Annotated in this window: 11 protein-coding genes; 1 reads left to right on the top strand and 10 read right to left on the bottom strand. The window is 62.6% G+C overall.

Annotation, left to right across the window (positions count from 1 at the left end):
* Positions 1-2 precede the first annotated feature (2 nt).
* From pdeM to NKH98_RS00720, 5 genes are all read right to left on the bottom strand, one after another.
* Positions 3-719 (bottom strand): ligase-associated DNA damage response endonuclease PdeM, encoded by a 717-nt coding sequence (gene pdeM / locus NKH98_RS00740; protein ID WP_352895917.1) that lies wholly within the window; start codon positions 717-719, stop codon positions 3-5.
* Positions 716-3,238 (bottom strand): ligase-associated DNA damage response DEXH box helicase, encoded by a 2,523-nt coding sequence (locus NKH98_RS00735; RefSeq protein ID WP_352895914.1) that lies wholly within the window; start codon positions 3,236-3,238, stop codon positions 716-718. The genes pdeM and NKH98_RS00735 overlap by 4 nt, the downstream gene beginning before the upstream one ends.
* A gap of 67 nt (positions 3,239-3,305) precedes the next feature.
* A complete protein-coding gene (locus NKH98_RS00730; RefSeq protein ID WP_352895911.1) occupies positions 3,306-4,166 on the bottom strand; it encodes a C40 family peptidase in 861 nt (286 codons plus the stop codon).
* Between the two features lie 30 nt (positions 4,167-4,196).
* Entirely contained in the window at positions 4,197-4,547 is a 351-nt protein-coding gene (locus NKH98_RS00725) for a MarR family winged helix-turn-helix transcriptional regulator (protein ID WP_023676939.1), read from the bottom strand.
* A 69-nt stretch (positions 4,548-4,616) separates the two neighbouring features.
* Positions 4,617-5,981 (bottom strand): leucyl aminopeptidase family protein, encoded by a 1,365-nt coding sequence (locus NKH98_RS00720; protein ID WP_352895908.1) that lies wholly within the window; start codon positions 5,979-5,981, stop codon positions 4,617-4,619.
* Between the two features lie 122 nt (positions 5,982-6,103).
* Here NKH98_RS00720 and NKH98_RS00715 point away from each other — a divergent pair, with 122 nt between their 5' ends.
* Positions 6,104-6,925, top strand: coding sequence for a tetratricopeptide repeat protein (locus NKH98_RS00715; protein WP_352896314.1), 822 nt, complete (start codon positions 6,104-6,106; stop codon positions 6,923-6,925).
* Between the two features lie 114 nt (positions 6,926-7,039).
* Here NKH98_RS00715 and NKH98_RS00710 read toward each other — a convergent pair whose 3' ends face one another.
* Genes NKH98_RS00710 through NKH98_RS00690 form a run of 5 tightly spaced genes read right to left on the bottom strand, consistent with a single transcriptional unit; the run spans position 7,040 to position 12,717 of the window.
* Positions 7,040-8,056 (bottom strand): type II secretion system F family protein, encoded by a 1,017-nt coding sequence (locus NKH98_RS00710; protein ID WP_254816298.1) that lies wholly within the window; start codon positions 8,054-8,056, stop codon positions 7,040-7,042.
* A gap of 9 nt (positions 8,057-8,065) precedes the next feature.
* Positions 8,066-9,079 carry a type II secretion system F family protein gene (locus NKH98_RS00705; protein WP_254816297.1) on the bottom strand — a complete coding sequence of 338 codons (1,014 nt, stop codon included), beginning with the start codon at positions 9,077-9,079 and terminating at the stop codon, positions 8,066-8,068.
* Between the two features lie 29 nt (positions 9,080-9,108).
* A complete protein-coding gene (locus NKH98_RS00700; protein WP_352475953.1) occupies positions 9,109-10,614 on the bottom strand; it encodes a TadA family conjugal transfer-associated ATPase in 1,506 nt (501 codons plus the stop codon).
* Positions 10,615-10,643: 29 nt separating this feature from the next.
* Positions 10,644-11,927, bottom strand: coding sequence for a CpaE/TadZ family protein (locus NKH98_RS00695; protein ID WP_352895903.1), 1,284 nt, complete (start codon positions 11,925-11,927; stop codon positions 10,644-10,646).
* Between the two features lie 55 nt (positions 11,928-11,982).
* On the bottom strand, positions 11,983-12,717 hold the full coding sequence (locus NKH98_RS00690) for a CpaD family pilus assembly protein (RefSeq protein WP_352506158.1): 735 nt from the start codon (positions 12,715-12,717) through the stop codon (positions 11,983-11,985).
* Positions 12,718-12,721: the final 4 nt, after the last annotated feature.

The following is a 12,721-nucleotide window of genomic DNA, read 5'->3' as shown; positions in this document are numbered from 1 at the left end:
GTTCAGCCCGGCCTGAGCATCGCGTGGGAAATCGCGAAGATGCGTTCGGTGCCAAGCATGTAGGCCATCAGCGTTTCGCGGCGGAACAGCCCGGCATAGGCGCGATCAAGCAGATTGAGCGAGCCGGTATAGGCGCCGAAGGCCGGCATGATCATGCGGCCGCCATCGCCGGCAAAGCAGCGCCGCCGCACCGAGCGCCCTTGCTGCACGATGCGGGCGCAAGGATGCAGATGGCCTGATATCTCGCCCTCCACCCTTACCGCCGAAGGCTCGTGCCGGAAGAGCAGAGAGCCGATGGCCAATTCGCGCACGGTCTCACCGGGCAGGTCGGCCGGTGCTTCAGGATCATGATTGCCGGTGACCCAGAACCAGTCGCGCCCAACCATCAGGCCTTCCAGCCTTTCGCGAAAGCTTGCGTGCATGCGCGCGGCGCCGCCGCCATCGTGAAAACTGTCGCCCAGGCTGATGACGATCGAAGGCTGGTAGTCGGCGATTACCGTTTGCAAGCGGAGTAACGTGGCTCCGGTGTCGTAAGGGGGAACCAGCGTGCCGCGCCTGGCCAGCGAGGAGCCTTTTTCCAGATGCAGATCGGACACGGCCAGAAGCCGAAATTCGGGAAAGTAGAGCACGCCGCGGCGGTCGCAGACCGCGCGTTCGCCGGCGATATCGACAGAGCCCACCTCCGCCACAGGTGCAGCCATGGCCAGCGCGACAGTCATTTCGTCCCCATGGCCTCCTCGACCAGCGTGGCTGCATCCATCAGCAGCGTGTCATCGGCCTCGCCGTGCACCGGCATTTTGCCGATCTCGAGCATGATCGGCACGGCGAGCGGCGATATCTGCTCGAGGTTCTTATGCATGATTCGACCCTGGACGCGCGAGAGCATCTCGGCAAGTCTGCTGACATCCAGCAGACCGGTCGCGGCGTCGGCACGCGTCGCCTGCAGCAGGATATGGTCAGGCTCATGGCTGCGCAGCACGTCGTAGATGAGATCCGTCGACACGGTCACCTGGCGGCCGCTCTTCTCTTGGCCCGGGTGGCGTTTCTCGATCAATCCCGAGATCAGCGCGCAATTGCGAAAGGTGCGCTTCAACAACCAACTGCCGGCGAGCCAGGCTTCGAGGTCGTCGCCCAGCATGTCCTCGTCGAAGAGCGCTGCCAGCGACGGTTTCTTCGCCCTGAACATCCGGCCCATATCGGCAAGCGACCATATGGCAAGCGCATAGTCGGTAGCGACGAAGCCGAGCGGCTTGGCTCCCGCGCTGTCGAGGCGGCGGGTGAGCAGCATGCCGAGCGTCTGGTGCGCCAGCCTGCCCTCGAACGGATAGGCCACCAGATAGTAGCGATTGCCGCGCGGAAAAGTCTCGATCAGCAGATCGTCGCGTTTCGGCAGCACCGACTTGTCGGCCTGGAAACGCAGCCAGTCGGCGACCTGCTCCGGCAGCTTCTTCCAGCGCTGCGGATCGTCCAGCATGGCGCGAACCTGTTCGGCCAGGTACGTCGAAAGCGGGAATTTGCCACCACCGTAATACGGGACCTTGGCGTCGCTGCCGGGTGCATTCGAGACAAAGCACTCATTCTCGCGGATACCTTCGAAGCGCAGCACCTTGCCGGCGAACATGAAGGTGTCGCCATGCGTCAACGTTTCGAGGAACGCCTCCTCGATCTTGCCCAGAACCCGGCCGCCACGCGAAGCCGCGCCTCTGCTGCCGGGCTGGACGTAGCGGACGTTGAGCGCCGGCACTTCGATGATGGTGCCGACGTTAAGCCGGTATTGCTGGGCGACGCGAGGATTTGAGACCCGCCACAGTCCGTCCTTGTTCAACCGGATGCGGGCATAGCGCTCGTAGTTCTTCAGCGCATAGCCGCCAGTGGCGACGAAATCGATGACGCGATCGAATGTCGGCCGATCGAGATCGGCGTAGGGTGCTGCCGTTCGCACTTCCTCAAACAGCGCATCGGCATGGAACGGCGCACCGCAGGCACAGCCCAGCACATGCTGCGCCAGCACGTCGAGCCCGCCATTGACCAGCGGCGGCGTATCCTGGGCACCGAGATAATTGGCATCGAGCGCCGCCCTGCATTCCAGCACCTCGAAGCGGTTGGCCGGAATCAGGATCGCCTTGGACGGCTCGTCCATACGGTGGTTGGCGCGGCCGATGCGCTGCGCCAGCCGGCTGGCACCTTTCGGCGCGCCGACATGGACGACCAGGTCGACATCGCCCCAGTCGATGCCGAGGTCGAGCGTCGAGGTGGCGACGATCGCGCGCAAGGCATTCTCGCCCATCGCCTTTTCGACGCGCCGGCGCTGGGCGACATCGAGCGAACCGTGATGCAGCGCGATCGGCAAGGTGTCCTCGTTGACCCGCCACAACTCCTGGAACAGCAGCTCCGCCTGGCTGCGTGTGTTGACGAACAGCAGGGTTGTCTTGTGGCGCTTGATCTCGTTGTAGATCTCCGGCGTTGCATAACGGGCCGAATGTCCCGCCCACGGCACGCGCTCCTCCGAATCGAGAATGGAGATGTCTGGCTTGGCGCCGCCGGTGACGACGATCAGTTCGGCCATCGGCCCTGGTGGATTCTGGCTGACCAGCCACCGCCGCAATTCGTCGGGCTCGGCGACCGTCGCCGACAGGCCTATCGTCTGCAGGGCGGGCACAAACGAGCGCAGCCGGGCCAGCCCGAGCGACAGGAGATGCCCGCGCTTCGAGGTCACCAGCGAATGCAATTCGTCGAGCACGACATAGCGCAGGTCCTCGAAGAAGCGCCTGGCATCGGGCGCGGCAATCAGCAGCGCCAGTTGCTCGGGCGTGGTCAGGAGAATGTCGGGCGGCGCCAGCTTCTGCCGCTGGCGCTTGTGTGCGGGCGTGTCACCGGTGCGCGTCTCGACGGTGACCGGCAGCCCGATTTCTGCGACGGGTTTGCCGAGATTGCGCTCGATGTCGACGGCCAGCGCCTTCAGCGGCGAGATGTAGAGTGTGTGGATGCCTCGATGCGCCTGCCCCGGCCTTCTCCTCGGTCGGCCGGCCAGTTCGGTCAGCGATGGCAAGAACCCGGCCAGCGTCTTGCCGGCGCCGGTCGGGGCGATCAGCAATACCGACTGCCCGTCCTGGGCTTTGGCCAGCAAATCGATCTGGTGGGCGCGCGGCGACCAGCCCTTTTCCGCAAACCATTTGACGAATGGCTCGGGCAGGACGACGGCGGCATTCTGTTGGGCAAGGCGCGGCTGCTCTGTCACGTGCCAGAGGTAGCGCGGCGATGCGCAATCGCCAAGCAGAATCAGAACAAAAGGTGATCGATTCGCGTTAGGGCCGGCGAAACCCGGTCGGGCCGCCATAGAGATAACCGATACGGGCGACCGCCTCCCTCAGTCCTTCGCGCGACACCAGCATGGTGTGGCCGTTGGCGTGGATCATGGTCTCCGGATCCGTCATGATCGCGACGTGGCCTTTCCAGAAGACCAGGTCGCCGCGCCGCAACCCGGCAAGATCCGGCCCGGGATCGAGCGGTTCACCGATGGTCGCCGCCTGCATGTCGGTGTCGCGCAGCACTTGCCTGCCGGCCATTCGCATCGCAAGCTGCACCAGGCCGGAACAGTCGATGCCGAAGCCCGAGGCGCCGCCCCACAAATAGGGCGTGCCGAGAAAGCTCTCGGCAACGGCAACGTAGTCGGCGGCCGCCTCGGCGACAGGCCTGAGATGACCCGATATGACCGCCTGGCCGGACGGCAACAGCGCATAATGCGTGCCGCGCGTTTCCGCTGAGCCCGTCACCGTCACCAACGATCCCATCGAGAGCTGCCCGCTCACCGGGAAGCGCAAGTCGGGTCCTGGATAGAGAAACGTGCGCGGCACCGAAACGACATGGGTCGGCGCATGGTCCCGCGCGCCCAGTGCCGTGTCGGCGACATAGCCGACATAACCGTCGCGTTCGGCCTGTATCCAGGCCCAGCCCCCAACGTCCTCGAAGACGAGGACGTCTTCGCCGAACAGAAGCTGGGTATCGACGCCGGCGTCCGGCCGCGGCGCCCTGCGGATGTCAGCGACGGAGGCTGATATGCGAGCCGGCCGGCCGGCGACGAAACGGTCGGCGGAAACCTCGCCTTTCAGTCTGGCGTCGGCGAGATCGGAGCGGAAGGCATGGAGGCGGGCATCCCTGGCGGTCAAATCGGCAACTCGTTCAAATGGGCAACTCGTTCAAATGGGCAACTCTTGGGCTCTGGCAATGATAACATCGCCAAAGCGCTCGACAAAGAGCGCGCCTTCGACAGTACGCCTGACCAGCACGTTGCGCTTGTCGAGCTCGTCGCGGTGGCGCGACACCAATTTCAGCGCCCCCATCGTATCGAGCGCACGGGTGATCACCGGCTTGGTGACGTTGAGGCGGGCGGCTAACCCCCGTACCGTGTGTGGCGGCGGATCGAGATAGATGGTGAACAGGATCGCCGTCTGGCGCATGGTGAGATCGGGCGCGTCGTCACGCACCTCGGATAACACCACCTGTTGCCATAGTCGCAAGGCCTGGCTTGGACGCATGATAATCGACATCCGTCCAGCATGACTGAAAATTGTTTCGGTTCCGTTTCAGTCAATACCTTCGTCGGCTATGCCCGAGAATCAAGCGTAGCGGTTCGAAATGACCTGCTCCAGCGCCCGGGTGCCTTGCGCTTCGCCACCGGCAAGACCGTGCGGGCGGTCGGACGGGTTCCAGGCGAAGATGTCGACATGCGCCCAGCCGGCGGTCTTTTCCACGAAGCGCTTCAGGAAAAGCGCCGCGGTGATCGAGCCGGCGAAACCGTCTGACGTGACGTTGTTGATGTCGGCCACCTTCGACGCCAGCTTGGCGTCATAGGGCTTCCACAACGGCATGCGCCATAGCGGATCCTCGACCGCAACGGAGGCGTCCGCCAGCTCGGATGCAAGCGCCTCGTCACCGGTGTAGAACGGCGGCAGGTCGGGACCGAGCGCAACACGGGCAGCGCCTGTCAGCGTCGCCATATCGACCAGCATCTGCGGCTCTTCGTCATCGGCCAAGGCCAAGGCATCGGCGAGTACCAGCCGTCCTTCGGCGTCGGTGTTGCCGATTTCGACGGTGATGCCCTTGCGGCTCACCAGCACGTCGCCTGGCCGGAAGGCGTTGCCGGCTATCGAATTCTCGACAGCCGGGATGAGCACGCGTAGCCGGACCTTCAGCCCGGTGGCCATAATCATGGAAGCGAGGCCCAGCACGTTGGCAGCGCCGCCCATGTCCTTCTTCATCAAAAGCATGCCCGAGGACGGCTTGATGTCGAGACCGCCTGTATCGAAGCAGACGCCCTTGCCGACCAGCGTTATCCTGGGGGCATTGTTCGGCCCCCAAATCATGTCGATCAGGCGCGGCGCGTCGGCAGATGCCCGACCGACGGCGTGGATCATCGGAAAGTTGGCGGTAAGAAGATCGTCGCCTTTGGTCACCGATATTTCGGCCTTGTGCGTCGCGGCCAAGGTCCGGGCGGCTTTTTCCAGCTGGCCGGGGCCCATATCGCTGGTCGGCGTGTTGACCAGATCGCGCGCCAGGAAAACGCCATTGGCGATGCGGCGGATGCGGGCAGCGTCGGTGCCTGCCGGCAGCGCGAGGCGAAGGCTCTTGCCTGGCTTCTTGCCGTAGCGGGTGAAGACATAGCCGCCGAGCGCCACGGCGAGTGCCGTAAGCTCCGGCTTGGCGGGTGCCGACGCAAAATGCCAGTCGCCTGCGGGCAAGGCTCTCGCCAGTGCGCCGATGGCCAGTGCGCCCTCGTCATCACCGGTGCCGAACAGGGCTCCGGCAATCGCGCCGTTGTCGCCAGGCACGATCAGCGTCCTGCCAGCCTCGCCGGAGAAGCCGTTGGCCTTGGCCCAGGCGACCGAGGATGGCGCAAGGCCCGCTGCCGCCAGAGCATCCTTCGCCACCAGATGGACCGGCAGCGCATTGCTCAATTCTTTCTCGACGAGTTCGACAGGCATCCGCTGCTCTCCGGGTTTCCGAGTCGGCGTTTCTTAACTCTCCGTTAGGGTTAACAGAATATTTCTGCGGGAGGGAAGATGACCACGCAAATGGTCACGCGATGAACGGAGCTCTGGTGCCGATGCCGACCAACCGCAGGATGAACGCCAGCGCAAACAGGCTGATCAGCACGGCGTTGATGATGGCGCTTGCCGCAGGCGTCGCTGGCTGCGGAACCAGCAAATTGACGACTGGCTCGATTTCTCGTCCAAGCGGCAGGCCGCTGGAAACAATGTCGGCGGGCGAACTGCACAACGCTACGATGGCGCTCGGCCAGTCCTATGCGAAAAACCCCAGCGACAAGCGCATCGCGACAAATTATGCCGCGGCGCTGCAGATGGACGGCGACGCAGACCAATCGCTTGCGGTGATGCGCAAGCTGGCGATCGCCTTGCCGAAGGACCGCGACGTGCTCGCCGCCTATGGCAAGGCGCTTGCCGCCAACGGACAGTTCGAACCGGCTCTCGATGCCGTGCGCCGCGCGCAGACCCCTGAATATCCTGATTGGAAACTGGTGTCGGCGGAAGCTGCCATTCTCGACCAGCTGGGCCAAAAGGACGAGGCGCGCCAAGGCTATCGCAAGGCGCTTGACCTCAGGCCGAACGAACCGTCGATCCTTTCCAATCTCGGCATGTCTTACGTGCTGGAAGGTGATTTGCGCACGGCCGAAACCTATATGCGCTCGGCCGCCCAGCAGCCGAATGCAGATAGCCGCGTTCGCCAGAACCTGGCGCTGGTCGTCGGTCTGCAAGGCCGTTTCGACGAGGCTGAGAAGATCGCCTCGCAAGAGCTGTCGCCGGATCAGGCGCAGGCTAACGTAGCTTACCTTCGCCAGATGCTGGCGCAGCAGAATGCCTGGAGCCAGCTCAAGGACCAGGACAAGGCAAAGCCCGCCACCAACTGACCGGCTCGGGCGCCGAACCGGCGCACGAATTCCGCAACATGTCTAACGCAAAGAGCCGCGCTGCACCGGCAGCGTGGCTGAATCGTATCAGCGTTTCTGGCAACGCCGCTGGTGCTACTCGCTGCTGGATTTCGGCTGGTCGCCGAAGATGCCGCGCTGGCTCACCTGGATGCCGGCGGGACCCAGAATGATGGCGAACAGTACCGGCAGGAAGAACAGGATCATCGGCACGGTGAGCTTCGGCGGCAGCGCGGCCGCCTTCTTCTCGGCGGCATTCATGCGCATGTCGCGGCTCTCACTGGCAAGCACCCGCAATGCATGCGCCACGGGCGTGCCGTAGCGCTCGGCCTGAACCAGCGCCTGGGACACCGACCTGACGGATTCCAGGCCAGTTCGGCTTGCAAGGTTCTCGTAGGCCTGCTTGCGCTCCTGCAGATAGGAAAGCTCGGCGTTGGTCAGGATGAATTCTTCCGCCAATGCCACCGATTGCGCGCCGATCTCATCGGCGACCTTGCGAAGCGCCGCTTCCACCGACATGCCGGACTCGACGCATATCAGCATCAGGTCGAGCGCGTCCGGCCACGCCATCTGAATCGACTGCTTGCGCTTGGTAGCGCGGTTGTTGACGTAGAGCACCGGCGCGTAGAATCCCGCATAGGCAACCACGATGCACACGAACAGCTTCACGAAAAACGGCTGCTCGGGCAATCCGCCGAGCACGAACAGATACATCGCCGCCAATGCAAAGCCGATGAAGGGCAGGACGAGACGGAAGAAAAGGAAGCGCGTCAGCGGATTTTGCCCGCGAAAACCCGCCACTTTCAATTTCTGCAAGGTACCTTCATCCGCCAGCGCACGCCTGAGATCCAGGCGATCGACAATATTGCGCATGCCGACCGACTGTTCTTCGCGCAGGCCTTTGCGGCGGCGGTCGGCTTCGATTGCCAGCCGCGCCCGCTGCTTGGCGCGCAGCTCATCGCGCTCGAGCGCCACGGATTTCATGCGCGCCTTAAGCTGGTTCCCGCCAAACGCGGGCAGCAGCGTGAAGACGGTCGCAAACACCGCTATTCCGACCAGCAGTGCGATCAGCAGGGACGGATCGGTGAGAGTTCTGACGACGTGATCGGTCATACGCGAGTCCTAGACTTCGAAATTCATCATCTTGCGCATTACCAGGACGCCTATCGACATCCACACGCCGGAACAACCGAGGATCAGATTGCCGGTGCTGGTGGTGAATAGGGGCATGATGTAGTTCGGGCTCGTCAAATAGACGAGACAGGCGACGACGAAAGGCAACGCGCCGATGATCACGGCGGATGCCTTGGCTTCCATGGACAACGCCTGGACCTTGGCTTTCATTTTCTTGCGATCGCGAAGCACGCGCGAAAGATTGCCCAGCGCTTCCGAAAGATTGCCGCCGGCCTGAGACTGGATCTGGATGACGATGCCGAAGAAGCTCGCCTCGGTGCACGGCATCGTTTCTGGCATGCGCATGGCCGCGTCGGGGATCGACAAACCCATTTGCTGCGAATCGACGATGCGGCGGAACTCGGTCTTGACCGGTTCGGGGGATTCGTTGGCGATCAGGCGCACGGCATCGTTCAGCGGCAGGCCGGATTTTACCGCACGCACAATGATATCGAGCGCGTTCGGAAATTCGTTGAGGAACGCCTTGACGCGGCGCCCGCGGCGAAACGAGACGAACCAGCGTGGCAGACCCAAGACGCCGACCAGCAGCGCAGCCGGCAAGACCAGCAGCGGTGCGCCGATGAAATAGATAAGAGCCGTCAAGACGACGCCGCAGACCGCCGAGTAGACATAAAAGCGCTCGAGCGAGATCTTCATGCCGGCCTGACGGATTTGGATCTTCAGCGGTGGTTTTTTGACCAGGCTCTGATTGGACTTTTGCTTTTGATCGAGATCCTTCAGCGAATCTTGGACGGACTTGCGACGCTTGGCCGCTTCCGCGACGCGATCGCGCGAAGCCTTGACGACGGACCGATCCGTCTCGGCGGTCTTGATCGATTCAAGCCGCTTGCCGACCTGCTTCTCGGTGCTGATCCGGTTGAACAGGAAAGCATAGGCCACAGCGCCGGCGCTGAAGCCGGCGAGCACGACGAATGCCAATACGGTGCCGTCAATTCCGAACATCGATCCTGGCCCCCACGTTTCCGGACGGATCAGTCAGCGCGCTTCTCCATTGCCTCTAGCGCAACGGCGAGGCGCTGCTCCTCACCGTAGTAGCGGGCGCGCTCCCAGAAATGCGGACGACCGATGCCGGTCGACACGTGCTCGCCCAGCAGCCTGCCGTTCGCGTCCTCGCCCTTGATGTTATAAAGAACGATGTCCTGGGTGATGATGACGTCGCCCTCCATGCCGATCACCTCGGTGATATGGGTGATGCGCCGCGATCCGTCGCGCAGGCGTGCAGCCTGTATGATCACGTCGACGGAGCCGACGATGATTTCGCGCACGGTTTTTTGCGGCAGCGTGTAGCCGCCCATGGCGATCATCGACTCTATACGGTTGAGGCATTCGCGCGGGCTGTTCGAGTGGATCGTTCCCATCGAGCCGTCATGGCCAGTGTTCATCGCCTGCAGCAGGTCGAACACTTCGGGTCCGCGCACTTCGCCGACGATAATGCGTTCGGGCCGCATGCGCAGACAGTTCTTGACCAGGTCGCGCATGGTCACTTCGCCCTCGCCTTCGAGGTTGGGCGGGCGGGTTTCGAGACGCACCACATGCGGCTGCTGCAATTGCAGCTCAGCCGAGTCCTCGCAGGTGATGACGCGTTCCTCGCGGTCGATATAGTTGGTCAGGCAATTGAGCAGCGTCGTCTTGCCCGAGCCGGTACCGCCCGAGATGACGATGTTGCAACGGACACGGCCGATAATCTTGAGAATCTCGGCCCCTTGTGGCGAAATCGAGCCGAACTTGACCAACTGGTCGAGCGTCAGCTTGTCCTTCTTGAACTTGCGGATGGTAAGTGCGGTGCCGTCAATAGCCAGGGGCGGTGCGATGACGTTGACACGCGAGCCATCAGGAAGACGGGCATCGCAGATCGGGCTTGATTCATCGACGCGGCGGCCGACCTGGCTGACGATACGCTGGCAGATGTTGAGGAGCTGCTGGTTGTCGCGGAACCGGATGCCGGTCTGCTCGACCTTGCCGTTGACTTCGATGTAAACGTTCTTGGAGCCATTGACCATGATGTCGGCAATATCGTCGCGCGCAAGCAGTGGCTCCAGCGGCCCGTAGCCCAAAACGTCGTTGCAGATGTCCTCGAGAAGCTCTTCCTGCTCGGCGATGGACATCGCGAAATTCTTGATCGCGATGATGTCGTTGACGATGTCGCGGATTTCCTCGCGCGCGCTTTCGGGATCGAGCTTGGCCAGCTGCGACAGGTCGATCGTGTCGATCAGTGCGGCGAAGACCTGGCTTTTGGTGTCGTAGTAGGTTTCGCTCTTTTGGCGCTGGATAGTTTTCGGCTCCGGCGCCAATGGCGGCGGCTCGACTGCACGGCGAACCTGCGCAGCAGGCGCGCCGGATGGCGGCAGCGTCGCGGGTCTGGCAGCTATAGCCGCTTCCATAGGGTTCGCGGCAGCCGGCGCAGCAGCTGCGGGTGCGGGCTGACGGAATTCCGGGATGGTCCGGTTGCCGTCGTCGCTGCCTCTTTTACCAAACATGATCGCTTACCAATTCCACCGCTGAGGCATCACTTCTTGTTGCGCGAAAGCTTGCCTATCAGGTTGCCGAGGCCAGCCTTTTTCTTCACCTTGATTTCGCTGCGCCCTGTCAGCACATGGGCGATCTCGTTGATCGTGGCGACGACCGGACTCTTGGCGTCCATTTCACCGAGCATACGTCCGTTATTGGCAGCATTTCCGAACAAAAGCGGCTCGAAGGGGATGACCGACATCGGCGAAAGGCCGAGGGATTCGGAGAAGTCGGACGGCGTAATCTCGGGACGTTTCGGCACACCGGCCTGGTTGATCACAAGCTTTGGCGCAGGATCGTTCGGACGAAGCCGCTTCAGCATGTCGACCAGGTTCTTCGTGTTGCGCAGATTGGCCAGTTCGGGCGTCGCCGTGATGACGATCTCATCGGCCTTGACCAGCGTGTTCTTGGTCCAGCCGGCCCACAAGTGTGGAACATCGAGCACGAGGAGCGGCGCGCTACGCTGGGCTATGTCGATAAGCTGGGTGAAAGCGTCGGGATCGAAATCGTAGACCCGCTCCAGGGTCGAAGGGGCCGCAAGCAGCGACAGGTGCTCGGCGCATTGGGCGAGCAGTCGGTCGAGATAGACCTCGTCGACGCGTTCCGGCGAGAAGACCGCCTCGGCAATGCCTTGGGCCGGGTCCTGGTCGAAGTTGATATTGGCCGTTCCGAAGGCGAGGTCGAGATCGGCGACAACCACTTCGGATTTGAAAAGGGACGACATGGCCCAGGCCACATTATGGGCTATGGTCGAGGAGCCGACGCCGCCCTTGGCGCCGATGAACGCAATCGAGCGGCCGATCGGCTCAGCTTCCGGATCAACGAAGATCGAAGACACCACGCTGACGATGTCGGCCATCGATACGGGCGCGATGACATATTCGGAGATGCCCGAACGAATGAGTTCGCGATACAGGCCGACATCGTTGTAGTGGCCGACAACCACCACCTTGGAGGTCGGGTCACAATGCTCGGAGAGCTGGGCGAGTTGTTCCAGCAACAGCTTCGGCTCGCTGCGGGATTCAAGCAGGATCAGGTTCGGTGTCGGCGCCGACTGATAGAATTCGATAGCGGTGGGGATGCCCCCCATATGCATCTTCAGATGGGCCTTGGCCATGCGGCGATCCTCGCCGGCGCGCTCGACCGGATTGGCTACGCCTTCGGTCTCGCAAAATGCCTGGATCGAAATGCGCGGGATCGGCCGCAACGCCTGCATCGCGGCAATATCCTGCTCCGAGGTTTCGCCGCCCGGTACCTCTGTGTCATAGGCAAGATTGCTCATTGTCATCACTTTCCGTGACTTGCGCGGCTTAGAGTTTGTTGAGCCTCGACACTCGTTAATAATCGACTTCCGAATTGCCGAGGAATTCGTCCGAAATACCCCTGTCACGATAGACGTCGATCACCGCGCCGCGATTTTCCGCGTCGATCGGCGACGGTTTGCGTGGCCCGATCAGATCGGACGGATTGGCCATCTGGGCAGCCAGGTTGTTCTGATACGAACAGCCGAAATCGGCATAGTGCTTGTTTTCCGAAGTCTGCAGCAGGTCTTCGGGCCAGCGCCCGCATTTATCCGTCTGAGCCTTCACCGAGACGTAGGCAACGCGGACCGGTGCGGACGCTTCGGCTGAAACAGACTGATAGGACCGCATGGCGATCCGCTTCCGGCTGATGCCGCTGGCTATGGCGAGCCTGGCGAAATCGCGGCCGGCCGCGGCCGCTGCGATTTCGTTAGCTGAGCCGCTCGGAATCTCGATCGTCAGCACCGGAGCCGCGCTCCTGTCGTATCCGTTGAGAAAGCCCAGGAGCGTGTCACGCTGGGATCTGGTCATGCCACGGTCGCCGGCGCCGACCGGAAGGTCGATCTTCTGGACCTTCTCGGCGATGACGATAGGATGCGTGGTGCGATAGTCGTCCGGTATGGCACCGACCGTGACGCTGTCGCGATTGGCGCAGCCGGCCAGTGATGCCGCTACCGCGATCGCTATGATCGGAACGGCCGGCCGCCAGATCCGCGAATGAACGGACTGTATCGCGGTGACCGCCCTTGCCTTCGATACTGCCTGAGACATGTCG

This window comes from Mesorhizobium sp. M0833 (assembly GCF_040319905.1).
Classification (GTDB): domain Bacteria; phylum Pseudomonadota; class Alphaproteobacteria; order Rhizobiales; family Rhizobiaceae; genus Mesorhizobium.
This window is presented reverse-complemented; position numbering and strand designations above follow the sequence as displayed.